The following is a 25,400-nucleotide window of genomic DNA, read 5'->3' as shown; positions in this document are numbered from 1 at the left end:
GCAAGCGCGGGCAGCTATTGTAATGGTAGCAAGAAGATGGTGCGCCGCCGTGTCACCTGTGCGGCACGTCGTCGCCCATCTGCGCGCGGTACCACTCGTGGAAGTGCTGCATGCCGTCTTCCATGGGGCTCTGGTAGGGGCCGACCTCGTTGTCGCCGCGTTCGTACAGCGCCTTGCGGCCGGCATCCATGCGCTCGCCGATCTCGTCGTCCTCGATGCAGGTCTCCATGTACGCGGCCTGCTGGGCCTCGACGAATTCGCGCTCGAAGGCGGTGATTTCCTCGGGGTAGTAGAACTCCACCATGTTCAGCGTCTTGGTCGGGCTGAGGGGGTGCAGCGTCGAGACGGTGAGCACGTGCGGGTACCACTCCACCATGATGTGCGGGTAGTAGGTCAGCCAGATGGCGCCGCGCTCGGGCAGCTGGCCTTCGCGGTACTTCAGCAGCACGTCGTGCCAGGTCTTGTAGACATCCGAGCCGGGCTTGGCGAACGTGGAGGCCACGCCCACGGTCTGCACGGAATAGTGTTTGCCGAACTCCCAGTTCAGGTCGTCGCAGGTGACGAAGTTGCCCAGGCCGGGGTGGAACGGGCCGACGTGGTAGTCCTCGAGGTAGACCTCGATGAAGGTCTTCCAGTTGTAGTTGCACTCGTGCAGCTCGACGCGGTCGAGCGTGAAGCCCTCGAACGACAGCTGCTCGCGCGGGCCCATGCCGGCGAGGTCGGCATGGATGTCGCGGCCGTTGTCCTCGAACAGCAGGCCGTTCCATTCGCGCAGGCCGTAGTTGTTCAGGTTCAGGCAGGGGTCGTGCGAGAAGTGGGGCGCGCCCAGCAGCTCGCCGCTGGGCGCGTAGGTCCAGCGGTGCAGCGGGCACACGATGTTGCCGCCCGCGTGGCCCTTGCCGTGGCCTTGCAGCGTGCCGCGGCCCTTGAGCATCACGGCCTGGCGGTGGCGGCAGATGTTGGAGATGAGTTCCACGCCGCCCTGCGCGTTGCGCACCAGCGCGCGGCCCTCGCCCTCCTGGGGCAGTGCGTAATAGTCGCCTTCGTTGGGCACGGAAAGGCTGTGCCCCACGTAGCGGGGCCCGCGCTGGAAGATGGTCTCCAGCTCGCGCTGGAACAGCGCCTGGTCAAAATAGCTCGAAACTGGTAGTTGGCTTGCGGCCTGCTGCAGTTGAAGACTTAAATCAGACATGGGTGACCTGACCTAAAGACTCCCCACAGGGAGGGCACTCGCGAAGAAGTGCACGGAAAAAAGAAAACCGGCTTGCGGGAAGCCGGCTCGACGTGAATGGGATTGTAGCTGGTGGGGTTATTTCCGCGCCTCCCGTATGTGTATTGGCCCGACGTGCTTGTCACGTTCACGCAGGCACCGGCAGGGTCAGGTAGGCGGCGGCTGACGGCCCGCGCAGGATGGAGCGCCTAAAATCGACCGTTTTGACTCGCGCCCTGTGCGCGCCCCACCCATGCCCAAGGCCCCTGCCGCCCCGCCCAAGCTCCCCGATCCTGCCAGCTACGAAGCCGCGCTGGAGGAACTGGAGCAGCTCGTGGGCCGTATCGAGTCCGGCCAGTTGCCGCTCGACCAGATGCTGGCGGGCTACCAGCGTGGTGCGGCGCTGCTCAGCTTCTGCCGCGACCGCCTGGAGGCCGTGCAGGACCAGATCAAGGTGCTGGACGAAGGCAGCCTGCAGCCATGGACGCAGGAATGATGGACAGCGCCGGCATGCAGGCAGCGTCCCCCACGCCGGGCGGCACGACCGCTTTCGACCTCGCCACCTGGAGCCGGCAGCAGCTGGAGCGGGTGGAGGGGGCCCTGTCGCAGTGGGTGTGCAGCGAGGCCCCGGCCGGCCTGGGCGAGGCCATGCGCTACGCCGTGCTGGACGGCGGCAAACGCCTGCGCCCGTTGCTGGTGCTGGCCGCCGCCGACGCGGCCGGCGGCCTGCCGGAAGCGGCCCTGCGCGCGGCCTGCGCGGTGGAGCTGATCCACGCCTATTCCCTGGTGCACGACGACATGCCGTGCATGGACAACGATGTGCTGCGCCGCGGCAAGCCCACGGTGCACGTGCAATTCGGCGAGGCGCAGGCCCTGCTGGCCGGCGACGCGCTGCAGGCGCTGGCGTTCGGCCTGCTCACCCCGGAAGACGGCGTGCCGCCTGCCACCCAGGCCCTGCTGTGCCGTCTGCTGGCGCGTGCCGCGGGCGCCGACGGCATGGCCGGCGGCCAGGCCATCGACCTGGCCAGCGTGGGCGTGGCGCTGACCGAGGACGAACTGCGCCAGATGCACCGCCTGAAGACCGGCGCGCTGCTGCAGGCCAGCGTGGTGATGGGCGCCGCGTGCGGCACGGCCAGCGCGGCGGCGCTGGCGGCGCTGACGCAGTACGGTGCGGCGCTGGGCCTTGCCTTCCAGGTGGTGGACGATATCCTCGACGTGACGGCCGACTCCGCCACGCTGGGCAAGACCGCAGGCAAGGACGCCGCCAGCGACAAGCCCACGTATGTCTCGCTGCTCGGCCTGGACCGGGCACGGGCCTACGCCGACCAACTGCTGGCCGACGCGCATGCGGCCCTGGCGGCCAGCCATCTGCCGGACACGCGCGCGCTGGCCGCGCTGGCAGACATGGTGGTGAACCGGTCGCACTGACATCCGCCCGCGCCGACCGAAGAGCCCGTCGCCGCTGGGTGCGCTGTGTGAATATTTGAATGAAATCGGGCTGTAGCGCTTATCCATCAAGCGCTGGCAGCTATCAAAAGAAGAGCTTATGTCCACGACTTCCTACCCTCTGCTCTCGCGCGTGAACGATCCGGCCGATCTGCGGGGGCTGACGCGCGCGGAGCTCAAGGCGCTGGCATCGGAGCTGCGCGCCTTCGTGATCGACAGCGTGTCCAAGACCGGTGGCCACCTCAGCTCCAACCTGGGCACGGTGGAGCTGACCGTGGCGCTGCACACCGTGTTCGACACCCCGCACGACCGCCTGGTGTGGGACGTGGGCCACCAGACGTATCCGCACAAGATCCTGACGGGCCGCCGCGACCGCATGTCCACGCTGCGCCAGCAGAACGGCCTGTCGGGATTTCCGCAGCGTGCCGAGAGCGAGTACGACACCTTCGGCACGGCGCACTCCAGCACCAGCATCTCGGCCGCGCTGGGCATGGCCCTGGCGGCCAAGCAGCGCGGCGAGGAGCGCCACGCGGTGGCCATCATCGGTGACGGCGCGATGACCGCCGGCATGGCTTTCGAAGCGCTGAACAACGCCGGCGTGGCCGACGCCAATCTGCTGGTGGTGCTCAACGACAACGACATGAGCATCAGCCCGCCGGTAGGCGCGCTCAACCGCTATCTGGCGCAGTTGATGAGCGGGCAGTTCTACGCCAAGGCGCGGGACGTGGGCAAGAGCGTGCTCAAGAACGCGCCGCCGCTGCTGGAGCTGGCCAAACGGCTGGAGCAGCAGGCCAAGGGCATGGTCGTGCCGGCCACGCTGTTCGAGAAGTTCGGCTTCAACTACATCGGCCCCATCGACGGCCACGACCTCGACTCGCTCATTCCCACGCTGGAGAACATCAAGGGCCTGAAGGGCCCGCAGTTCCTGCACGTGGTGACGAAGAAGGGGCAAGGCTACAAGCTGGCCGAGGCCGACCCCGTGGCCTACCACGGCCCGGGCAAGTTCGATCCCACCGTGGGCCTGGTCAAGCCTGCCACGCCGCCCAAGCAGACCTTCACCCAGGTCTTCGGCCAGTGGCTGTGCGACATGGCCGCCCAGGACGAGCGCCTGGTGGGCATCACGCCCGCCATGCGCGAGGGCTCCGGCATGGTGGAGTTCGAGCGGCGCTTTCCCCAGCGCTACTACGACGTCGGCATTGCCGAGCAGCACGCCGTCACCTTCGCCGGCGGCATGGCCTGCGAAGGCGTCAAGCCCGTGGTCGCCATCTATTCGACCTTCCTGCAGCGTGCCTACGACCAGCTCATCCACGACGTGGCCCTGCAGAACCTGCCGGTGGTGTTCGCGCTCGACCGCGCAGGCCTGGTGGGCGCCGACGGCGCCACGCATGCCGGCGCCTACGATATTTCGTTCGTGCGCTGCATTCCGAACATGAGCATGGCCTGCCCGGCCGACGAGCGCGAATGCCGCCAGTTGCTCACCACCGCCTACGAGCAGAACCACCCCGTGGCCGTGCGCTATCCGCGCGGCAGCGGAGCGGGCGTGGCCCCGCTGGCCACGCTGGAAGGCCTGCCCTTCGGCAAGGGCGAAGTGCGCCGCCAGGGCCGCGGCGTCGCCATCCTGGCGTTCGGCACGCTGCTGTATCCCGCGCTGCAGGCGGCCGAGGCGCTGGACGCCACGGTGGTCAACATGCGCTGGGCCAAGCCGCTGGATGTAGCGCTGCTGCTGCAGATCGCGGCCGAGCACGACGAGCTCGTGACCGTGGAAGAAGGCGCTGTGATGGGCGGCGCCGGCAGTGCGGTGCTGGAAGCCCTGCAGGCCGCGGGCGTGCAGCGCCCGGTGCTGCAACTGGGCCTGCCCGACGTGTTCATCGAGCACGGCGACCCGGCCCGCCTGCTGGCCCAGCAGGGTCTGGATGCAGAAGGCATCGAGCGTGCCGTGCGGGCGCGCTTCGGCGGCGACAGCGCGCCTGCGGCCGTTGCGCAGGCCGCCTGAACCAGTGCCTTGGCGCCGGTCTGCACAAAGCTTGCAGAAAGCTGAGCCGGGGCTGCGGCGCATGCTGCGCCGCGGGAAAACCCGAGCGGTGCGCACCGGCCAGCTTCCTACAATCGTTTCCGGCTGAAACAGTCCTGGCGAGGGCGTACAAGGTCCCGCGCTGCAGGTTTTGAACATCAATCGGAGATAAGTCCATGGACCGTCGTTCCATCCTCAAGCATGCAGGCATCGCCGGCGTGCTGGCAGCAGGTGCCGCACCTGCCGTGCATGCCCAGGCCGCCATCCGCTGGCGCTTGGCGTCGAGCTTCCCCAAGTCCCTGGACACGATCTACGGCACGGCCGAGGTCTTCTCCAAGAAGGTCAGCGAAGCGACGGGCGGCAAGTTCCAGATCTCCGTGCACGCCGGTGGCGAGCTGATGCCCGCCTTCGGCGTGGTGGACGGCGTGCAGAGCGCCTCTGTCGAGATGGCGCACACGGCGCCCTACTACTTCTACGGCAAGGACCCCACCTTCTGCCTGGGCTGCGCCGTGCCCTTCGGCCTCAATGCCCGCCAGATGAACGCCTGGATGTACGAGGGCAACGGCCTGAAGCTGATGCGCGAGTTCTACGCCAAGTACAACATCATCAACCTGCCGGGCGGCAACACCGGCGCGCAGATGGGTGGCTGGTTCCGCAAGGAAATCAAGTCGGTCGCCGACCTCAAGGGCCTGAAGTTCCGTACCAATCCCTTCGCAGGCAAGGTTCTCGAGCCCTTCGGTGTGATTCCGCAGTCCATCCCCGGCGCCGACCTGTATCCCGCGCTGGAGAAGGGCACGATCGACGCCCTGGAATGGGTGGGGCCGTACGACGACCAGAAGCTGGGCTTCAACAAGGTCGCGCCGTTCTACTACTACCCCGGCTGGTGGGAAGGCGGCCCACAGCTCGACTTCTACATCAACACCAAGGCCTGGGAAGGGCTGCCGGCCGAGTACAAGGCCGTCGTGGAAGCCTCGGCGTCGCACGCCAACATCTCCATGCTGGCCAAGTACGATGCCCGCAACCCCGCTGCCATCAAGCAGCTGGTGGGCTCCGGCACCAAGCTGCGCCCCTTCACGCAAGACGTGATGAGCGCGGCATTCAAGTCGGCCCAGCAGATCTACGCCGATCTGAACAACACCAACCCCGAGTGGAAGAAGATCTACCCCGACTACTCGAAATTCCTGGCCGAGCAGAACGCCTGGTTCCGCTTCACCGAAGGCACCTTCGACCGCTTCATGCAGCAGCAGAAGCTGTGAGCGCCGCCGCCCGTTCGGCACGCGGTGCCGCATGGGCAGCCCCACAAAAAAACCCGCCGAGGCGGGTTTTTTCATGCGCGATCGCCTGAGGGCGAGGCCGCTTACCCCAGCCGGCGCGTGTTGCGGAAGCGTCCATAGCGCACCAGAAAGTCGTGGATGAGCTGCTCTTGCGTGAATCCCGTCACGTCGTGCGGCGCATCGGCATCGGTCGTCCGGGCCATGGCGCGGTAGTGCAAGCGGGCGCCCGTATCGCGGGCCGTATCGGCCCAGGCGAAACTGGGCATGCGGAAGCCACGCGCGGTCACCGTGAACACGAAAGCGCCCCGGTCGCCATGCTGCACCGCCAGCGCCACGCGGCCGTCGTCCTGCTGCACCGTGGCCTCCAGGCCGCCCTCCCGTACCTGGGCCGCAACGGCTTCCAGCGCGGGCGTCGCCACGTCCTGCAGGTAGGTCTCGATCTCACCGCGGCGGTGGTAGCGGATGATCGAATCCAGCCGCTGCTCCCAGGTCATGCTGGCGTCGTCGTCCTCCGTGGCCACGATGGGCAGACCGCCTGGCGTTGCGCTTTCGGTCTGCAGGGCACGCAGCACGCCGTAGCACATCAGCACCATGATCACCACGAAGGGCAGGGCGCTGGCGATGGCGGCTGTCTGCAGGGCCTGCAGGCCTCCCGTGGCCAGCAGGACCGCAGACACCACGCCGGCGGACACCGCCCAGAAGATGCGCTGCCACACGGGCGACGGCGTTTCCGCGCCCGAGGTGATCATGTCGATCACCAGCGCGCCCGAATCGGCGGAGGTCACGAAGAACAGGATCACCAGCAACGTCGCCAGACCGGCGGTGATGGTGGGCCACGGCAGGTGCTCCAGCAGGGCGAAGAGCGCCAGCGAGATGTTCTCGTCCACCACGCGGGCGATGGGCGCGGCGCCGTCCATTTCCATCAGCAGGGCGGTGTTGCCGAACACCGTCATCCACAGGAAGGTGAAGAGCACCGGCACCAGCAGCACGCCGGTGACGAACTGGCGGATGGTCCGGCCGCGCGAGATGCGGGCGATGAACATGCCCACGAAGGGCGACCAGGCGATCCACCAGCCCCAGTAGAACAGCGTCCATTCGCCGAACCACGGGTTGGGCTCATAGGCGTACAGCGAGAAGGTGCGCGGAATCACGTCGCCGAGGTAAGCGCCGATGTTCTGCACGAACGCCTTGAGCAGGAACACCGTGGAGCCGGTCACCAGCACGAAGACCAGCAGCACCACGGCGATGCCGATGTTCAGCTCGCTCAGACGGCGGATGCCCTTGTCCAGCCCGGACACGACCGATCCGGTGGCCATGGCGGTGATGACGGCGATGAGCGCGATCTGCACCCACAGCGTGGAAGGCACCCCGAACAGGTGCGAGAAGCCGGCGTTGACCTGCAGCACGCCGAGACCGAGCGAGGTGGCGATACCGAACATGGTGCCGAGCACCGCGAAGATGTCCACCGCGTGGCCGATCGGGCCGTGGATGCGCCGGCCGATGAGCGGGTACAAGGCTGAGCGGATGGTGAGCGGCAGCCCCCGCCGGAAGGAGAAGTAAGCCAGCGCCAGCCCCACCACGATATAGATCGCCCACGCGTGCAGCCCCCAGTGGAAGAAGGTGAGGGTCATGGCCCGCCGCGCCGCGGCCAGCGTGCCGCCTTCGCCGGTGGGCGGCGAAACATAGTGCTGTATCGGCTCGGCCACGCCGAAGAAGATGATGCCGATTCCCATGCCCGCGCTGAACAACATGGCGAACCACGAGGGGTAGCTGTACTCGGGCTCGGAATCGTCGGGCCCCAGCTTGATGTCGCCGTAGCGGCTGGCCATCAGGAACAGCACGAAGAACAGGAATCCCGCCGTGCTGGCGACGTAGAGCCAGCTGAAGTCCTCGACGATGCGGGCCTGTATCGCATTGAACACGCGGCCGGCCTGGTCGGTGAAGACGGCGCCGTACACCGCGAAGGCCAGCACGAGGGCGGCCGACAGGTAGAACACGGGCGGGTTGATCTGCATCCGGCGGCGCGGCGCTTCGGCCGAGGAGGATGTGCCGGAGGGCGGTGCGGGTGCGGTCATGGTGGGTCCTTCGAGAGCGGAGCGCATGCGCGGTCGGGCCAACGCATCAAGCGTGGTGGCCGGGCCCGGCGGGTGCGTGGGCATTACGCCATGCGAAGGTCGCTCTGCAGGACAGCGATGGAAGCTGCTGCGTGTAGGAAAGCAGCGCGTGATGCGCACGCGCCAAGGGGCGCGCAGCGGGTGGCTTAGAACAGGTGCTTAAGTGCCTGCAGCGACCGGCGCTTGCGCAGCGCCCTGCTGCACCACCGCATGGCCGAAGGCCACCAGCAGGGCCGGGTCGGCGGAATGGATCCAGGTGATGCTGCCGTTGCGGCGGCGCACCAGCATGCGCGGCGAGACGATGAAGGCCAGCCAGGGCCAGTGCACGATCTTGAAGGTGGCGACCTCGCTCGCCTTCACCTGCTTGTCCCACAGCCAGGTCTGGATGATCTCCCCGCCGTCCAGGCGCGTGCGGCTGAAGACCATCCACCAGCCCACCCAGGCGATCAGCACGGCGGCCAGCGCAAAGGTGGACAGGCTGGTGAAGTTCCACTGCGCCTCCTGCAGCGCCGGTACGGACCAGGCGGCAAACGCGGCCAGCGCTGCGACGATGCCGACCGCCAGCTGGCGCACCAGCGGCGGATAGGCGGCGCTTTCCAGCGCCAGCGCGGAGGACTGCGCGGGCTGCTCGGTCATTGCGGCGTGCTGGCGCCGGCCGCAGGGTCTGCAGCGGCCGGTTCGGCAGGCGCATTGCCGAACGGGTTGTCCATGTCGATGTTGTTCTCAGGCATGGAGTCCGCCGGCATCTCCAGCTGTACCTTGTCCAGGTCCACCTCGACCTCCTTGTCGAGGAACACCGTCACGGTCTGCGGGAAGAAGATCACGATGGCCACCAGCAGCAGCTGCATCACCACCCAGGGGATGGAGCCCATGTAGATGTCGCTCGATTTGACGGGCCGGTCGATGCGCTTTTCCTTGAACAGCGTGTCGGAGATGCCGCGCAGGTAGAAGAGGGCGAAGCCGAACGGCGGGTGCATGAAACTGGTCTGCATGTTGACACACAGCAGCACGCCGAACCACACCAGGTCGATGCCCAGCTTGTGCGCCACGGGGCCCAGCAGCGGCAGGATGATGAAGGCGATCTCGAAGAAGTCGAGGAAGAACGCCAGGAAGAAGATGAAGATGTTCACTACGATCAGGAAGCCGATCTGGCCGCCCGGCAGGTCGGTGAGCATGTGCTCGATCCAGATGGCTCCGTCCACGCCTTGGAACACCAGGGAGAACACCCGCGAGCCGATCAGGATGAACACCACCATGGCGGTCAGGCGCATGGTGCCGTTCATGGCATCCTTGAGCAGGGCCCAGCTCAGGCGCTTGTGGATCGCCGCGAGGATGAGCGAGCCCACGGCGCCCATCGCGCCCGCTTCCGTCGGCGTGGCGATGGCGTGGTCCATGAACGGCAGGCCACCCATGGAGCCCAGCACGGCAAAGATCAGGATGGCCGAGGGGATGATGCCGCGCAGGCACTTGCCCCACAGCGCCCAGCCGTGCAGCGTGCGTGCCGTCTTGGGCAGACCGGGCACGTAGTCGGGGCGGATGCGGCTCAGGATGAAGGTGTAGATCGCGAAGATCAGCACCTGCAGAATGGCCGGGCCCCAGGCGCCCTTGTACATGTCACCCACCGAACGGCCCAGCTGGTCCGCCATGACGATCAGCACCAGCGAGGGCGGCACGAGCTGCGTGATGGTGCCCGAGGCCGCCAGCACGCCCGTCGAGTAGCGCATGTTGTAGCCGTAGCGCATCATCACCGGCAGCGAGATCATGGCCATGGCGATGACCTGGCCGGCCACGGTGCCCGTGATCGCACCCAGGATGAAGCCCACGATGATGACCGAGTAGCCCAGGCCGCCGCGCACGGGGCCGAAGAGCTGGCCCATGGAGTCGAGCATGTCCTCGGCCAGGCCGCATTTCTCGAGCACGGCGCCCATCAGCGTGAAGAAGGGGATGGCCAGCAGCAGGTCGTTCGACAGGATGCCGAACATGTTGATGGGCAGGTTGGCCATGAAGTTGGCCGGGAACCAGCCCATTTCGATGGCGAAGAAGCCGCAGAACAGCCCCAGTGCAGACAGTGAAAATGCGACCGGGAACCCGATCAGCATGATCACGATCAGCCCCGCGAACATGATCGGGGCGAAATTTTCCATGTGCATTCTTGTCTCGTCCTGAAAGGAATCGAAGGGGGCGGTCCGTGCTTACTGCACCGGCTTCTCGTAGTGCGTGGTCATGTTCAGGTGGCCGGTGAGCACGGCGACGCGCTTGACCACCTCCGCCAGTCCCTGCAGGAACATGGCGCCGAAACCCACGGGCAGCAGCAGGCCGGCAGGCCAGCGGATCAGGCCGCCGATGTTCCCGGACATTTCCTTGGTGACGAACATGTTCCAGAAGAACGGCGCGGTGAGCCAGGTAAGAAGGCCCATCACCGGCAGCAGGAAGAACAGCAGGCCGAACAGGTCGACCAGCACCGGCCCCTTGCCGCGCAGCTTGCCGTAGATGATGTCCACGCGCACGTGCTCGTTGAGCTTGAGCACCAGCGGCGCACCCAGCATCACCGTCGTGCCGAAGAGGTACCACTGGATCTCGAGCCAGGCGTTGGAGCTGATGTCGAGGCCGTAGCGGATGAACGCGTTGCCCGCCGATATGACCGCGGCGGCCAGCACGGCCCAGGCGGCCAGCTTGCTGAGCTGGGTGGACAGCCAGTCCACGCCCATCGCCAGTTTGAGGAGTCCTGACACGGTTTGTCTCCGTTGTGTTCGAGTACGAAAAAGGCCCATCGAAACGGGCCAGCAGGGGGGTCGGGCGATTAAAGCGCATCGTACGGCCGACCTGCTGAAAAAAGGCTGACGCGCATGGCTGGGGTTTTCCATGACGCCTGGGCGACATGCACCACGGCGGTGCGACGGCGCGCCGGTTCACTGGGAATCCGCTGCGCGTGATTGAGGAGGAACCGGTACGGCAGCGGTCGCTGCGGATCACCCCAGCGCGGCGATATTCCTGAGCGGCGCGTCGAACGTCTCGCAGTGAGATCGGCGGTAGGCATCACTATTCCTTGCATGGGTAGCGAGAGCCTGCCGATGCGAGCCATGGGTGTCTGCGTCGCGCGGGGGGGCGGTCACGCCCGAAGACGCGGCATGATGGCGCCCATGCAGCAGCGTGTTTCCTTTTCAGATGCCTTGAGCCATGGGCAGGCCGATCGGCGCATCGACATCCTGCGCCGCATCGGCGTGGACGGTTCCATCTCCCAGGCTGCGCGGGCGGTGGGCGTCAGCTACAAGGCGGCGTGGCAGGCGCTGGACACACTGACCAATCTGGCGGGCGTGCCCCTGGTGGAACGGGCCGTGGGGGGCGTGGGCGGCGGTGGTACGCAGCTCACCGCGGCAGGGCGTCAGCTGCTGGATGCGGCCGATGCGATGGCGCAGGCACGCCGCTCCGTGTTCGACGGCCTTGAAGCCACCGGTGGACCGGGCGCCGCGGCGGCGCGCCTGACCGTGCGCACCAGCATGCGCAACCAGTGGCCGTGCGTGGTCGAGTCACTGGAGCGCCTGGGCCCCCTCGTGCGTGTGCATCTGCGCGGCGCTCTGCAGCAGGGCGCCGGGACGGGGCTGGCCGTGTGCGCGCGCATCACCCGCGAGAGTGCCGAGCTGCTGGCGCTGCGCCGCGGTGTGCCGGTGCTGGCGCTGTGCAAGGCCACTGCGGTGCGTGCCGCGGTCCTGCCGGCCGCTTCCGCCGTGGCTGCGCCGTCCCTGCCCAACCAATGGAGCGGCGCAATCACGCGCGTGGCGCGGGGGCCGCTGGAGCATGAGGTGTCGGCGCAATTGGATGCCGGCGTGCAGATCGTCGGCTTCGCGCGGGCCGCGCAGGCGTTGCGTGTCCGCGGCCGTGTGCTGCTGTCGGTGGATGAGTCCGCCGTGGTGCTGGCGGCCATCGATTGAGCGGTGCGCCGCGCCGATACGTGCGCGGCTCTACGCAGTCCCACGCGCAACTGCAGCGCTGCAGGTGCTGCGCTCTCACGCAAGGATGCACGCGCGGTGTGCATGGATGCACAGGGTTGCGGAGCATAGGCATTTATACATAGGCATTTGTCCCAGTTCCTCGCAGGCGTGGCAGCGACATACGATGCGCTGCAACATAACGCAGGCATGAGGCTTTGATCCACACATCGCTTTCACCTGCCCCACCACGGAGCGGCCAAGGCGCAATGAGCGATGTCATTCTCCAAACCCACAGCCTGACCAAGGTGTTCAAGGGTTTCACTGCGGTCAGCGACGTCAATCTGTCGGTGCGCCGCGGCTCCATCCACGCATTGATCGGGCCGAACGGCGCGGGCAAGACCACCTGCTTCAATCTGCTGACCAAGTTCCTGGAACCCACGTCCGGCGAGATCCGATTCAACGGCGAAGACATCACGCGGGAGCACCCCGCGCAGATCGCCCGGCGCGGCGTGATCCGCTCGTTCCAGATCTCCGCGGTGTTCCCGCATCTCACGCTGCTGGAGAACGTGCGCCTGGGCCTGCAGCGCAAGCTCGGCACCTCCTTCCATTTCTGGCGCAGCGAAAAGACGCTGCACCAGCTCGACGACCGCGCCATGCAGCTGCTGACCGAAGTGGGGCTGGAAGACCTGGCCGACGAAGTCACCGTGAACCTGCCCTACGGCCGCAAGCGCGCGCTGGAGATCGCCACCACGCTGGCGATGGAGCCCGAGCTGATGCTGCTGGACGAACCTACGCAGGGCATGGGCCATGAAGACGTGGACCGCGTCACCCAGCTCATCAAGAAGGTGTCGGCAGGCCGCACCATCCTCATGGTCGAACACAACATGAAGGTCATCGCCACCATCGCCGATTGCATCACCGTGCTTCAGCGCGGCGCCGTGCTGGCCGAGGGGCCGTACGAAGAGGTCTCCCGCAATCCGCAGGTCATGGAGGCCTATATGGGTACCACCGACGGCCAACTGCAAGGAGCGCATTGATGACCGCTCCCGCACTTGAAATCCGCGGCCTCGAAGCCTGGTATGGCGAATCGCACGTGCTGCATGGCGTGGACATCGTCGTGCAGCCCGGCGAGGTCGTCACGCTGCTGGGCCGCAACGGCGCCGGTCGCACATCCACCATGCGGGCGGTGATGGGCCTGACGGGCTCGCGCAAGGGCTCGGTCAAGATCAACGGCGTCGAGACCATCCAGATGCCGACGCACCGCATCGCCCATCTGGGCGTGGGCTACTGCCCCGAAGAGCGCGGCATCTTCTCCAGCCTGTCGTGCGAAGAGAACCTGCTGCTGCCGCCGGTGCTCAAGACCGGCATGCAGGGCATGTCGGTGGACGAGATCTATGCCATGTTCCCCAACCTGGCGGAGCGGCGCCACAGCCAGGGTACGCGCCTGTCGGGGGGCGAGCAGCAGATGCTGGCCGTGGCGCGCATCCTGCGCACGGGCGCCAAGCTGCTGCTGCTCGATGAAATCTCGGAAGGTCTGGCCCCCGTCATCGTGCAGGCCCTGGCCCGCATGATCACCACGCTGCGCCAGAAGGGCTACACGGTCGTGATGGTCGAGCAGAACTTCCGCTTCGCCGCGCCGCTGGCCGACCGCTTCTACGTCATGGAGCATGGCCGCATCGCCCTGCAGTTCGGCGCCCCCGAGCTGGAGGCCCGCATGCCCGTGCTGAACGAACTGCTCGGCGTCTGACCGGCACAGCGCTGCCTTCCCCTCGCATCCCACCCATTCCACAGGAGACAACGACATGAAAGCGAAACTCACGCAACTGGCTCTGGTCATCGGCGCCCTGGGCCTGGCCGCTTCCGCCGCACAGGCGCAAGAGAAAGTGAAGATCGGTTTCATCACCGACATGTCGAGCCTGTACGCCGACGTGGAAGGCAAGAACGGCGCCGTGGCCATCCAGATGGCCATCGACGACTTCGGCGGCAAGGTGCTGGGCCAGCCGGTCGAGCTCGTCACGGCGGACCACCAGAACAAGGCGGACATCGCCGCGTCCAAGGCGCGCGAGTGGATCGACACGCAGGGGCTGACCATGCTGTTCGGCGGCACCAACTCCGGCACCGGCCTGGCGCTGGCGAAGGTGGCGCAGGAGAAGAAACGCGTGTTCATCGTCAACGGTGCCGGCACCTCGGCCCTGACCAACGAGCAGTGCAGCCCCTACACCGTGCACTACGCGTACGACACCGTGGCGCTGGCTAAGGGCACCGGCAGCGCGGTGGTTAAGCAGGGCGGCAAGGACTGGTACTTCCTCACGGCCGACTACGCCTTCGGCGCGGCCCTGGAGGCCGACACCGCCAAGGTGGTCAAGGAAGCCGGCGGCAAGGTGGTGGGCAGCGTCAAGCACCCGCTGAATGCCTCCGACTTCTCGTCCTTCCTGCTGCAGGCGCAGAACTCCAAGGCGCAGATCCTGGGCCTGGCCAACGCGGGCGGCGACACCATCAACGCCATCAAGGCCGCGCGCGAGTTCGGCATCAACAAAAGCATGAAGATGGCCGGCCTGCTGGTGTTCATCACCGACATCCACAGCCTGGGCCTGAAGAACACCGAGGGACTGCTGCTCACCACCAGCTGGGACTGGAACCTGAACGACAAGACGCGCGAGTTCGGCCGCAAGTTCTTCGCCAAGACCAAGCGCATGCCCACCGACATCCAGGCCGCCGACTACTCGGCCACCATGAACTATCTGAAGGCCGTGGAGGCCGCCAAGAGCACCGACGCCGACAAGGTGATGGAGAAGCTCAAGTCCACGCCCATCGACGACTTCTACGCCAAGGGCACCATCCGTCCCGATGGCCGTTTCGCGCACGACATGTACTTGGTGCAGGTCAAGGCGCCGTCCGAATCGAAGGAGCCCTGGGACTACTACAAGGTCGTGAGCAAGCTGCCCGCCGACCAGGTGTGGACCACCAAGGCCGAAAGCAAGTGCACGCTGTGGAAGTGATGCTGTCGCTGACGCGCACCGTGCCTGACCTGCGTTGAGTGGCCTGCCCGGCGCGCAGGCGCCAGGCAGGCCGGCTTTGACACCCGAAGAAGAAAACACACAGAACCAGGAGACAAAGACATGAAAGCGAAGCTCACGAAAATGGCGATGGTGCTGGGCGCCATGGGCCTGGCCGCCTCGGCTGTGCAGGCACAGGACAAGGTGAAGATCGGCTTCATCACCGACATGTCCAGCCTGTATGCGGACGTGGAAGGCAAGAACGGCGCGGTCGCCATCCAGATGGCCATCGACGACTTCGGCGGCAAGGTGCTGGGCCTGCCCATCGAACTGCTGACGGCCGACCACCAGAACAAGGCCGACATCGCGGCGTCCAAGGCACGCGAGTGGATCGACACGCAGGGCCTGACCATGGTCTTCAGCGGCACCAACTCCGGCACGGCGCTGGCGCTGGCCAAGGTGGCGCAGGAAAAGAAGCGCGTGATGATCAACAACGGCGCGGCCTCGTCGGCGCTGACCAACGAGCAGTGCACGCCCTATACGGTGCATTACGCGTACGACACGGTCGCCTTGTCCAAGGGCACGGGCGCCACCATCGTGGACGGCGGCGGCAAGAGCTGGTTCTTCCTGACCGCGGACTACGCCTTCGGCCACGCGCTGGAGGCCGATGCCTCTACCGTCATCAAGGCCAAGGGCGGCACGGTGGTGGGCTCTGTGCGCCATCCGCTCAATGCGTCGGACTTCTCGTCCTTCCTGCTGCAGGCGCAGAACTCCAAGGCCCAGGTGCTGGGCCTGGCCAACGCCGGTGGCGACACCATCAACTCGATCAAGGCGGCCAAGGAGTTCGGCATCGGCAAGAACATGAAGCTCGCCGGCCTGCTGATCTTCTACAGCGACATCCACAGCCTGGGCCTGCGCAACACCGAAGGCCTGCAGTTCACCACCAGCTGGTACTGGGACCTGAACGACGAGACGCGCAAGTTCGCCGACAAGTTCATGGAGAAGACCAAGCGCCGCCCTACCGAGATCCAGGCGGCCGACTACTCCGCCACCATGAACTACCTCAAGGCCGTCGAGGCTGCCAAGACCGTCGATGCCGACAAGGTCATGGAGGCCTGGCGCGGCATGAAGATGAACGACTTCTTCGGCTCGGGCTACCTGCGTGCCGACGGCCGCTACGTGCACGACATGTACCTCATGCAGGTGAAGGCGCCGTCCGAATCCAAGGGCACGTGGGACTACTACAAGCTCATCAAGAAGCTGCCGGGCGAAGAGGTCTTCGCCACCAAGGCCGAAAGCAAGTGCGCCCTGTGGAAATGATGGCCTGACGCCGAACCGATCCCCCTCACCACCTTCGCTGACCCATGGAAATCTTTGGTGTTTCACTGCCGGGCCTGTTGAGCCAGCTCCTTCTGGGGCTGGTCAACGGCTCGTTCTACGCGATCCTCAGCCTGGGGCTGGCCGTGATCTTCGGCCTGCTCAACGTGATCAACTTCGCCCACGGCGCGTTGTTCATGCTGGGGGCGCTGCTCACCTGGATGGCCATGACCTACCTGGGCGTCAACTACTGGGTGATGCTCATCGCGGCGCCGGTGGTGGTGGGGATCCTCGGCGTGCTCATCGAGCGCCTGCTGCTGCGCTGGATCTACAAGCTCGACCACCTCTACGGCCTGCTGCTCACGCTGGGGCTCACGCTGCTGATCGAGGGGGTGTTCCGCTCCATCTACGGCGTGTCGGGCCTGGGGTACGACACGCCTGAACTGCTCGAAGGCGCCACCAACCTGGGTTTCATGATCATGCCCAACTACCGCGCCTGGGTGGTGGTGGCCTCCATCGTGGTGTGCCTGGGCACGTGGTACGTGATCGAGAAGACCAAGCTGGGCGCCTACCTGCGCGCCGGCACCGAGAACCCGCGCCTCGTCGAGGCCTTTGGCGTCAACGTCCCCGTGATGATCACGCTCACCTACGCCTTCGGCGCCGCCCTGGCGGCCTTTGCGGGCGTGCTGGCCGCGCCGGTCTACCAAGTCACGCCGCTCATGGGGCAGAACCTCATCATCGTGGTGTTCGCCGTGGTGGTGATCGGCGGCATGGGCTCCATCATGGGCTCCATTCTCACGGGGCTGGGCCTGGGCGTCATCGAAGGCTTCACCAAGGTGTTCTACCCCGAGGCTTCTTCCACCGTGGTGTTCGTCATCATGGTCATCGTTCTCCTCATCCGCCCCGCCGGCCTCTTCGGCAAAGAGAAATAAGGGGCCACAGCATGAAATCCAAGAATCTTGCTTTCATCGGCTACGGCCTGCTGCTCGCGGGGCTGGTCGTGGCGCCGCTCCTGGGTGCGTATCCCCTGTTCGTGATGAAGCTCATGTGCTTCGCCCTGTTCGCGTCGGCCTTCAACCTGCTGCTGGGCTACACCGGCATCCTGTCGTTCGGCCATGCAGCCTTCCTGGGCGGGGCGGCCTATGTGACCGGGCATGTGGTGAAGGTGTGGGGCGCCACGCCCGAACTGGGCCTGCTGGCCGGCCTGCTCTCCGGCGCGCTGCTGGGCCTGGTGATGGGCTTCTTCGCCATCCGCCGCCAGGGCATCTACTCCACCATGATCACGCTGGCGCTGGCCCAGATGCTGTTCTTCGCCTGCCTGCAGGCGCCGTTCACGGGCGGCGAGGACGGCCTGCAGGGCGTTCCGCGCGGCAAGCTCTTCGGCGTGATCGACCTGGCCAACGACACCACCATGTACTACGTGGCGCTGGTCGTGGTGGTGGTGGCCTTCCTGGTCATCGTGCGCACCATCCACTCGCCGTTCGGCCAGGTGCTCAAGGGCATCAAGGAGAACGAGCCGCGCGCCATCTCGCTGGGCTACGACACCAACCGCTTCAAGCTGCTGGCCTTCGTGCTCTCGGCCGCCATCGCCGGGCTGGCCGGTGCGCTCAAGACGCTGGTGCTGGGCTTCGCCACGCTGTCCGACGTGCACTGGAGCGCCTCCGGCCACGTCGTGCTGATGACACTGGTGGGCGGCCTGGGCACGCTCAGCGGCCCGCTGGTCGGCTCGGCCGTGGTGGTCTTGCTGGAGAACAAGATCGGCGAGTTCGGCAACCTGCTCGCTTCTATGTCGGGCGTGGAATGGTTCCGCACGCTCGGCGAGTCGGTGACCATCGTCACCGGCCTGATCTTCGTGGTCTGCGTGCTGGCCTTCCGCCGCGGGATCATGGGCGAGATCATCGCCTGGCTGCACCGCCGCCGGGGCGGCCGGCACTGACCGCCGCGCGGGGCTCCGCGCACCCGCTCTGGGCGGTGAAGGCGCTGTCGATCCAAGACCCTTCCAAGCCACGCAGGACGCATGTTCTACGTGGCTTTGCTTTGTGAGCGCTGAGCGGCAGGGAGCGCTTGGCCTGTCGTGCCGGCCGAAAAAGGGCGTGCCGCGCTTGGCGGCTCAGCGCGGAGTGCCGCTGCTGCGCAGAACACAGTCGCAGCAATCAAAGAAAAATCGGCCTCCGGCCCTTTAATGGCCTGCGCTGTCAGCTATCGAATAAATAGCAATCTAAGCGACCCACCCACCGCGGTGTCCGCCACACCTGTTACGCGTTCTGACATCAACCCGCGCCTGGCGCAGCCCCTTTGGCGTCCCCGCCCGGCACCGTGCTCGGCACCCTTCGTGCCTCAGTCCTCGCTGGGCCGCGGATACCCTGCCTCTGCCCAGCGCTGCGCAGAGGCCCGGTTCAGCCGGTGGTCCGGCCGGACGCGCACCTTCGCCAGTTCGCTGCCGTCTGCCGCCGTGGCGGTGAGCGTGGCGGAGGGGTTGTCCTCGTCGGGTTCGATGTCGAGAGCGACGGTCACACGCGAGCCGCGCACGTCGATCTCGATCTCCTTGTGCAACAGCGCCGCCTGGTGCTGCTCCGCCCGGCGAATGACTTCGTGGGCCGTCTTCACCAGGGTGTTGAACGCTGCCATGTCCAGCGGCTTGGGGTTCTTCTTGTCGCGGCCCATGGTCCAGGGGCCGACCAGGGCGGGTTCGGCCTGCCCATCCTGGGTCATGGCCACAGCCCAGCCATCGTCGTCTTCGTTCTTGACGACGCGGGCCTCCCAGCCGTTGTGGTGCCAAAGACGGTCTTCGAAGACGGAGGCAACGGCTTGGTCGGGTTCTACGGACATGTCTGGGCGATCTTTGGAAGCTGGCGAGCCCGGTATTTTACTGTCTGCTCATACAGTGTTTTGCGGCCTGGGGCTGTCCCGGCATGGGGTGACTTCCGGGCCGCACCGGCCATGGGGACCGATGTGCCGGTGGGCGCACGCGGTCCGTGGGCCCATGAAGCGCCCCCTGGCGGGAAGGGCGTGGGTACCGTGCAGGCGGCTGGAAAAGCGCCTTTGAACGGGCTGGGGGTCAGCGGCATTCCTCAGCGCGTTCCGCTGAGCTCAACCCAACTGCAGCCGCTTCGCATAGCCCGTCATCTCCAGATAGCCCCGGCCCACGGCACGGCCCCCGGCGTCGCGCAGCTCGCTCAGGCCTTCCCAGTAGATCGCGCCGGTCGATCCCTGGCTGTCCAGCTCCTGGTCGTCGAGGAGGGCATGCACGGTGAAGTCGCCGGCAGGCGTCTGTACGCGCCATTCCACGGGGTAGTGCGCATCGCTATGGCCGCTGCGCCAGCGCCGCAGCGGCGTGAACACCACCGCGTCATGCGCAAACACCGAGGCGGTCTGCTCGCCCGCGCCGCGCACCGATCCACCGGCCCACAGGGCGCTGCCATCCGCGCGGCGCAGGCGAAAGGCCGTGAGCGCGCTGCCGTCGGCCAGGTTCATGCCGATCCAGTCCCAGCCCACGGCCTCGGGGTGCATCAGCGCCTCGCTCCACTCGTGGTCCATCCATGCGCGGTTGGTGGGCAGTGCGTCGGCGCCGCCAGAAGAAGCCGGCGGCGCCTGCACCGCCATGCGCTGGCCCTGCAGCATGATGTGGCCCGACACGGCCAGCTGCGGCTGGCTGTAGTAGTAGCTGGCCTGCGCCGCGTCCGGCCCCTTGCGCGACAGGCCGCCGCGCCCTTGCAGCAGCACCGGCTGCGTGCTGTCGAACTGCAGCTCCAGGGCAAAGGCGCTCCCCTGCACCCGCGCGGCATAGCGGCTGCGGCCCGGGCCAGCGGCATCGGTGCGGGTGAGCGACCAGTCGCGCAGGCGCACGCCGGTGTCGCCTTCCTCCGCGCCGGCGATGCCGAAGCCCGCGCGTGCGATGCGCTGGTCATGCACCAGGCGCTTGCCCTGCACGTCGGTCAGCGCGGCATGGCCGAAGATCAGCTGCTTGGCCGCAAATGCCGACTGCAGCGGCTGCGCTGCCTCCACGCGCGAGCGGAAGAAAGTCACTTGAAAGCCCCAAGGCCGCCCGCCCGCCCAGGCCTGGCCGGTGATGTACCACCACTCGGTGCGCAGGTCGGCGTGGCTGCCGTGGTCCCGCGGAAAGGCCAGCGTGCGCTCGGGCAGCGCCCAGGCCGCGCCGACGGGCCACAGGCTGCCGGCGGCCATGCCGCCGCCTAGCCCGGCCAGCGCCAGCAGCCAGCGCCGCCGCGTGGCGGCACCCGGGCCGGGGATGCGGGGCCCAGGAGGCATGGAATCGCCCTGCGTGATCAGCGTAGTTGGCGCGGCTGTCGGGGCACTCGTTGCAGCGCCGCTAACAGCCAGGAACGTCGGGTGGGGGGAGTGCGCCATGGCAGAAGGGGAGCGGCGTGCCCTGGCGCTCAGGCCAGCAATGCGTCCACACGCTCGCGCGCGGCTGCGCAGGATCCCATGCGCGTCTCCACCCAGGCATCGTCGTAGTACGTGGGCAGGTAGCGCTCGCCCGAATCGCACAGCAGCGACAGGATGGAGCCCTGCTGATTGGCCTCGCGCATCTCGTGCGCCAGCCGCAGCATGGCGACGAAGTTGGTGCCCGTGGACGGGCCCACGCGCCGGCCCAGCAGGGTAGACAGTGCGCGCATGGCGGCAATCGAATCGTCGTCCGCCACTTCTTCCATGCGGTCCACCAGCGTGCGGATGAAGCTCGGCTCCACGCGCGGCCGGCCGATGCCTTCGATGCGCGAGCCCGGCGCCGTCAGCGTGGCCACGCCCGTGCGGTGGTATGCGCTGAACACCGAACCTGCCGGGTCGGCCACGCACACCTGCGAGGCGTGGCGCTGGTAGCGCACATAGCGGCCAATGGTGGCGCTGGTGCCGCCCGTGCCTGCGCCCACCACGATCCAGCGCGGCACCGCATGCCGCTCGCGCGCCATCTGCGTGAACATGCTCTCGGCAATGTTGTTGTTGCCCCGCCAGTCGGTGGCGCGCTCGGCATAGGTGAACTGGTCCATGTAATGGCCCCGCGTTTCCGCAGCCACGGCCCGTGCGGCCTCGTACACCTCGCCCGCGCTCTCCACGAAATGGCAGCGCCCGCCATAGAACTCGATCAGCGCGATCTTCTCGGCCGAGGTGCTGCGCGGCATCACCGCCACGAAGGGCAGGCCCAGCAGCCGTGCAAAGTAGGCCTCGCTCACCGCCGTCGAGCCGCTGGACGACTCCACGATGGTCGAGCCCTCGTGCACCCAGCCATTGCACAGCGCATAGAGGAACAGCGACCGCGCCAGCCGGTGCTTCAGGCTGCCGGTGGGGTGCGTGGATTCGTCCTTCAGGTACAGGTCGATGCCGGCCGCGGCGTAGCCCGGCAGGGGCAGCGGGATCAGGTGGGTGTCGGCGCTGCGCTGGTAATCAGCTTCGATGTGGGCGATGGCTTCGTGGAGCCAGGGGGAGGGAGTCGTCATGGGCGGATTGTCCCGCAGCGGCCCCGTGGCGCGTCGGCCCTGGGCGATAGAGAGCCCGATGGGCAGCGGGCATTCACCCCTGCCCACGGCCCCTCTCGGCTGGCGCGGCGGCCGTCAAGGCAGCCGCAGGTCCATGCCCAGCCTGCTGGCAACGCCGAAGGTGAAGAGCAGCACACCCAGGAGCACCAGCACGAAGAGGGCCGCCACCTTGCCGCCCGTGCGCAGCAGCGCGCGCCTGTCCATGCCTTTCTTGCCCTGGTCGTAGTGCCACTTGATGGCGAAGCACATGCAGGTGCCGAATATGAGAACCTTGAACGTCACGAAGACTACGGGGATCCAGTCGATCATCATTTGAGAGTTTCCAGCCTATGACTTGGCAGAGCCCGCCCCGCGGGGAAGGGGCGCGAACGTCGGCAACGGCCCACGTCCGCCTGGCCCTGTTCCGCCTTTCAGCGCATGCTACTTAAAAACAATTTCCATACATCCGAGAGACAACGACGCCGTGGCAACCCTGCAGGATGACCCTTTGCCGATCTGGTGGCCGCGCTGGGCCGCGCAGGGCGGACCCCGCTTTCTGCAGATCGCGGATGCGCTGCAGGCGGCGGTGGCCGGCGGTTCGCTGAAGCCGGGCGACCGCTTGCCGCCGCAGCGCCGGCTGGCCGCACAGTTGGGCGTCGACCTGACGACGGTCACGCGCGCCTACGAAGAGGCCAAGCGCCGCCACCTGCTGGAGGGGCGCGGCGCCCGCGGCACGTATGTCGCGGCGCCGAAGGTCGAATGGACTGCTGTCCTGGATCTGAGCATGAACACACCGCCGCCCCCGGCGGGCGTGGACTTCGGCGACCTGTTGAAGCAGGGCATGTCGCAGGTGCTGATGACGGCGGATACCGGCTTGCTGATGACGTACCAGTCTGGCGGGGGCAGCGATGCGGACCGCCAGGCGGGCGCTCGCTGGCTGGAGCCGATGTTCGGCGCTCTCGATCCGGCGCAGGTGGTCGTCTGCCCGGGCGCGCAAGCGGCGATCGCCGCATTGACCCTGGCCCTGACGGTGCCGGGCGATGTGATCCTGGCCGAGCCTGCCACCTATCCCGGCCTGCTCGCGGTGGCGGCCCAGTTCGGCCGGCGCGTCGTGGCGGTGGGCGCTGACGGGCAAGGGATGATGCCCGAGATGCTGGAGCAGGCCTGCCGCCTGCACCAGCCCCGGCTGCTCTACCTCAACCCGACCTTGCAGAACCCGACCGCCATCACCATGCCGCAGCGCAGGCGGCAGGAACTCGCAGGCATCGCGAAGCGCTGCCACGTACGCATCGTCGAGGACGACCCCTACTGGCTGCTTGCCGAAGCGCCACCGCCCCCCGTCGCCGCGCTGGCCCCGGAGCAGGTCTGCTACATCTCGACGCTGTCGAAGTGCCTGACGCCCGGCCTGCGTGTCGCTTTCGTGCTGCTGCGCGACCCGCAGGAGCGGGAGCGCTTCCTGGCCGCGCTGCGGTCCTTTGCACTGATGGCCGCGCCACTGACGGCGGCCCTGGCCACGCAGTGGATCCTCGACGGCTCGGCGTACGGCCTGATGGAGGGCGTGCGCAACGAGGCGCGCGAGCGCCATCGCATGGCGCAGAACCTTCTGGCGGGCCGGTACAGCGGCGCGGGGGACGGGCTGCATGTGTGGCTGGAATTGCCGGGGTATTGGAGCTCTTCGCAGCTTGCCAGCGCGGCCGCCCGCGAAGGCATCTCCGTCACGCCGGCCGAGGCCTTCGCCTCCGGCGGGGCCTCTGTCAACGCCATCCGCATCTCCTTGGGCAGCATCCAGGACCGCACACGTTTGCAAGCGGGCCTTCAGCGGCTGTCCCATCTGCTGGCGCGGCGGCCGGACCCGTTCAGTGGCGTTGCGGATTAGGCGTGCTGCGCGGCATCACGGCCACGAAGGGCAGGCCCAGCAAGCCTGCAAAGTAGGCCTCGCTCATTGCCGTGGAGCTGCGGGGCGACTCCACGATGGTCGAGCCCTCAGCAGCCGAGCACGGCACAGCGCAAAGAGGAACAGCGACCGCGCTAGCCCGGTGCTTGAGGCTGCCCGTGGGGTGCGTGGATTCCTCCTTCAGACATAGGACGATGCCGACTGGCGCGTAGCCCGGCAAGGGCAGGGGTACCAGTGCGTATCGGCGCTGCGGTGTTAGTCGGCTTCGAGGCGGGCGATTGTTTAGGGAGCCAAGAGTTACTGGAACTGGTCATTTCAAATTTACTGATATGTAAACACCTGGGGCTAAGCGGGCTGTATTAATCACGATTTTCGGAAGACTGGCCTAGCTTTAGTACGAGAGTCACGCTGAATGGCTTTGCGTAGTAGTAACCGGGCTCGTGGAGAATCGCCGGTGATCTGCTTTTGCGATTGGTTAATCTCTTCACGAAGCTTGCGTCCAGAGTTGTGAATGACCAAGCTCATAGTTAACAAATCTGCACTTTCTATTCCATCGCACAACTCGGCGATCATCATTGATAGAGATGCTGTTGCGTAACTTATGGCGACTTCGCACCCATACGCAGGAGGTACTGCAGTGCCACCGACTTTATTGGCCCCGAGGCTAATCCGTGTGAGCGTGGCGAGGGCACCACCATGGACAATGCTATTTGCCTGTTGATATCCTCGCCGCAAAGTCTCAAGTCCGACGTGGTTCTCCAGATCCCGGAATGTTGTTTTATTTCGGCCGAGCTCTACGGAAGCCCACCCGTAGTCGGTGCCAAAGGCGCTTCCGAATCTGCTGATCATTGCGGCTTTGTGTATGCGCAAATTACGTATATGACGGTCTCGATGAATGTGCCCGACGCTTGATGTTCCGCTTGTTTTGTTTACGTTCAAAAGCCGGAGTTCTTCAATGCAGTGGTGCGCCAGATACATCTCTGCGCACCTGTCGGATTGTTTGGCGATGAATATTGCGACGACACAGACTTCGTGAAGTGATCGCCACCTCGCTAGAGCGCCGTCTGCGTAACCAGCGCGTGTCAGTGCAATGATTTCGCCGATGATTTCATATGCTCTTGCAACAAGCCTGTTCAAAGCGAATGAGATATGCCGGTTGCTATAGGCCCCTTTGCGGAGGTCCACGGCTGAGTAATTCCACTCCAGCACAATGTGTCTAATAAAGTCCAACTGATCAATCACTGGACCCCATAAGCATTGAACTGCGTCGGCACGACGTGAATGCGAATCTCTCAGCTGGAGTGCATGCTCAAACGCTTGTTTGGATAGGTGATCGCCCACAAGCTTGGCAACTTCTGCTAACGCATCAGGAATAGCTTCCGAAGCGGTTTTGATTACCTCGTCTGAGACATCTGCCATTGCTTCCGCGAGTCCATCAATGATCGCTTGCAACGTCTCTTCCGCGTCTTTCGTGGTCTGACCCAACCCACATGAAGGATCCAAGTCGATAGTGAGTTCGTCTCCTTTTGCATTAAGAATTGCGCCCGTCAAGTGTTTGACTTCGGATTCCGAGAGTTGGACTTTTTGCCGCTCAGCAGCATTGACCAGGGCCAGCGATAGCAGCCTTTCCTGAGACAGGAGTTCGGAAAAAAGACAATCGATTGCTTCTTGTATCACTCTCGGCTTTTTCACTGTAGCCCTCCATATCAGGCGTGTTTAGCGCTCAGAATGTCTTGCG

Annotated in this window: 23 protein-coding genes; 12 read left to right on the top strand and 11 right to left on the bottom strand. The window is 66.2% G+C overall.

Features of this window, described 5'->3' with window-relative positions:
* Window positions 1-52: 52 nt before the first annotated feature.
* Window positions 53-1,192 carry an aromatic ring-hydroxylating oxygenase subunit alpha gene (locus QE399_RS20430; RefSeq protein WP_309831736.1) on the bottom strand — a complete coding sequence of 380 codons (1,140 nt, stop codon included), beginning with the start codon at window positions 1,190-1,192 and terminating at the stop codon, window positions 53-55.
* 271 nt (window positions 1,193-1,463) lie between these two features.
* Here QE399_RS20430 and xseB point away from each other — a divergent pair, with 271 nt between their 5' ends.
* The 4 genes from xseB to QE399_RS20410 all read left to right on the top strand — a co-directional run bounded on the left by xseB (window position 1,464) and on the right by QE399_RS20410 (window position 5,923).
* Entirely contained in the window at window positions 1,464-1,706 is a 243-nt protein-coding gene (gene xseB, locus QE399_RS20425; protein WP_309831735.1) for an exodeoxyribonuclease VII small subunit, read from the top strand.
* Between the two features lie 14 nt (window positions 1,707-1,720).
* Complete coding sequence (locus tag QE399_RS20420) at window positions 1,721-2,638, top strand: polyprenyl synthetase family protein (RefSeq protein WP_309832223.1); 918 nt, start codon at window positions 1,721-1,723, stop codon at window positions 2,636-2,638.
* A gap of 118 nt (window positions 2,639-2,756) precedes the next feature.
* On the top strand, window positions 2,757-4,649 hold the full coding sequence (gene dxs / locus QE399_RS20415) for a 1-deoxy-D-xylulose-5-phosphate synthase (RefSeq protein ID WP_309831733.1): 1,893 nt from the start codon (window positions 2,757-2,759) through the stop codon (window positions 4,647-4,649).
* Between the two features lie 194 nt (window positions 4,650-4,843).
* A complete protein-coding gene (locus QE399_RS20410; protein WP_309831732.1) occupies window positions 4,844-5,923 on the top strand; it encodes a TRAP transporter substrate-binding protein in 1,080 nt (359 codons plus the stop codon).
* A 101-nt stretch (window positions 5,924-6,024) separates the two neighbouring features.
* Here QE399_RS20410 and QE399_RS20405 read toward each other — a convergent pair whose 3' ends face one another.
* The 4 genes from QE399_RS20405 to QE399_RS20390 all read right to left on the bottom strand — a co-directional run bounded on the left by QE399_RS20405 (window position 6,025) and on the right by QE399_RS20390 (window position 10,787).
* Entirely contained in the window at window positions 6,025-7,956 is a 1,932-nt protein-coding gene (locus QE399_RS20405; protein WP_405044156.1) for a BCCT family transporter, read from the bottom strand.
* A 258-nt stretch (window positions 7,957-8,214) separates the two neighbouring features.
* The gene (locus tag QE399_RS20400) at window positions 8,215-8,691 is read right to left on the bottom strand and encodes a hypothetical protein (protein WP_309831728.1); all 477 of its coding nucleotides are present in this window, start codon (window positions 8,689-8,691) and stop codon (window positions 8,215-8,217) included.
* Window positions 8,688-10,205 (bottom strand): TRAP transporter large permease, encoded by a 1,518-nt coding sequence (locus QE399_RS20395; protein ID WP_309831726.1) that lies wholly within the window; start codon window positions 10,203-10,205, stop codon window positions 8,688-8,690. Before QE399_RS20395 ends, QE399_RS20400 begins: the two co-directional genes overlap by 4 nt.
* Before the next feature lie 42 nt (window positions 10,206-10,247).
* Complete coding sequence (locus QE399_RS20390) at window positions 10,248-10,787, bottom strand: TRAP transporter small permease subunit (protein ID WP_309831724.1); 540 nt, start codon at window positions 10,785-10,787, stop codon at window positions 10,248-10,250.
* Window positions 10,788-11,186: 399 nt separating this feature from the next.
* On the opposite strand from QE399_RS20390, the gene QE399_RS20385 reads away from it, so the two are divergent.
* From QE399_RS20385 to QE399_RS20355, 7 genes are all read left to right on the top strand, one after another.
* On the top strand, window positions 11,187-11,984 hold the full coding sequence (locus tag QE399_RS20385; protein ID WP_405044154.1) for a TOBE domain-containing protein: 798 nt from the start codon (window positions 11,187-11,189) through the stop codon (window positions 11,982-11,984).
* Between the two features lie 266 nt (window positions 11,985-12,250).
* Window positions 12,251-13,021 carry an ABC transporter ATP-binding protein gene (locus tag QE399_RS20380; RefSeq protein ID WP_309831720.1) on the top strand — a complete coding sequence of 257 codons (771 nt, stop codon included), beginning with the start codon at window positions 12,251-12,253 and terminating at the stop codon, window positions 13,019-13,021.
* Window positions 13,021-13,731, top strand: a complete 711-nt coding sequence (locus tag QE399_RS20375) for an ABC transporter ATP-binding protein (RefSeq protein WP_309831718.1) — start codon at window positions 13,021-13,023, stop codon at window positions 13,729-13,731. The genes QE399_RS20380 and QE399_RS20375 overlap by 1 nt, the downstream gene beginning before the upstream one ends.
* Before the next feature lie 55 nt (window positions 13,732-13,786).
* Window positions 13,787-14,983, top strand: a complete 1,197-nt coding sequence (locus QE399_RS20370) for an ABC transporter substrate-binding protein (RefSeq protein ID WP_309831716.1) — start codon at window positions 13,787-13,789, stop codon at window positions 14,981-14,983.
* Window positions 14,984-15,103: 120 nt separating this feature from the next.
* The gene (locus tag QE399_RS20365; RefSeq protein ID WP_309831715.1) at window positions 15,104-16,300 is read left to right on the top strand and encodes an ABC transporter substrate-binding protein; all 1,197 of its coding nucleotides are present in this window, start codon (window positions 15,104-15,106) and stop codon (window positions 16,298-16,300) included.
* Window positions 16,301-16,344: 44 nt separating this feature from the next.
* Window positions 16,345-17,229 (top strand): branched-chain amino acid ABC transporter permease, encoded by an 885-nt coding sequence (locus QE399_RS20360; RefSeq protein WP_309831713.1) that lies wholly within the window; start codon window positions 16,345-16,347, stop codon window positions 17,227-17,229.
* A gap of 11 nt (window positions 17,230-17,240) precedes the next feature.
* Complete coding sequence (locus QE399_RS20355) at window positions 17,241-18,233, top strand: branched-chain amino acid ABC transporter permease (protein ID WP_309831712.1); 993 nt, start codon at window positions 17,241-17,243, stop codon at window positions 18,231-18,233.
* Window positions 18,234-18,634: 401 nt separating this feature from the next.
* On the opposite strand, the gene QE399_RS20350 is transcribed toward QE399_RS20355, so the two are convergent.
* From QE399_RS20350 to QE399_RS20335, 4 genes are all read right to left on the bottom strand, one after another.
* Entirely contained in the window at window positions 18,635-19,126 is a 492-nt protein-coding gene (locus QE399_RS20350) for a hypothetical protein (RefSeq protein WP_309831710.1), read from the bottom strand.
* A 261-nt stretch (window positions 19,127-19,387) separates the two neighbouring features.
* The gene (locus QE399_RS20345; protein ID WP_405044018.1) at window positions 19,388-20,566 is read right to left on the bottom strand and encodes a lipocalin-like domain-containing protein; all 1,179 of its coding nucleotides are present in this window, start codon (window positions 20,564-20,566) and stop codon (window positions 19,388-19,390) included.
* A 128-nt stretch (window positions 20,567-20,694) separates the two neighbouring features.
* Window positions 20,695-21,750, bottom strand: a complete 1,056-nt coding sequence (locus tag QE399_RS20340) for a PLP-dependent cysteine synthase family protein (protein WP_309831709.1) — start codon at window positions 21,748-21,750, stop codon at window positions 20,695-20,697.
* 114 nt (window positions 21,751-21,864) lie between these two features.
* Window positions 21,865-22,098 (bottom strand): hypothetical protein, encoded by a 234-nt coding sequence (locus QE399_RS20335; protein WP_309832218.1) that lies wholly within the window; start codon window positions 22,096-22,098, stop codon window positions 21,865-21,867.
* 163 nt (window positions 22,099-22,261) lie between these two features.
* Between QE399_RS20335 and QE399_RS20330 the strand changes: the two genes are divergently transcribed.
* Window positions 22,262-23,644 carry an aminotransferase-like domain-containing protein gene (locus QE399_RS20330; protein ID WP_309832216.1) on the top strand — a complete coding sequence of 461 codons (1,383 nt, stop codon included), beginning with the start codon at window positions 22,262-22,264 and terminating at the stop codon, window positions 23,642-23,644.
* Here QE399_RS20330 and QE399_RS20325 read toward each other — a convergent pair.
* Both QE399_RS20325 and QE399_RS20320 read right to left on the bottom strand, forming a co-directional pair.
* Window positions 23,625-23,882, bottom strand: coding sequence for a pyridoxal-phosphate dependent enzyme (locus tag QE399_RS20325; RefSeq protein WP_405044016.1), 258 nt, complete (start codon window positions 23,880-23,882; stop codon window positions 23,625-23,627). The two genes, QE399_RS20330 and QE399_RS20325, sit on opposite strands and share 20 nt — an antisense overlap.
* A 143-nt stretch (window positions 23,883-24,025) precedes the next feature.
* Window positions 24,026-25,354: a DUF5677 domain-containing protein gene (locus QE399_RS20320; protein WP_309831707.1), complete on the bottom strand. Its 1,329-nt coding sequence runs from the start codon at window positions 25,352-25,354 to the stop codon at window positions 24,026-24,028.
* Window positions 25,355-25,400 lie beyond the last annotated feature (46 nt).

Source organism: Paracidovorax wautersii, assembly GCF_031453675.1.
GTDB lineage: Bacteria > Pseudomonadota > Gammaproteobacteria > Burkholderiales > Burkholderiaceae_C > Paracidovorax.
The sequence above is the reverse complement of the archived record's forward strand: the minus strand, read 5'-3'. Positions and strand labels throughout refer to the sequence as shown.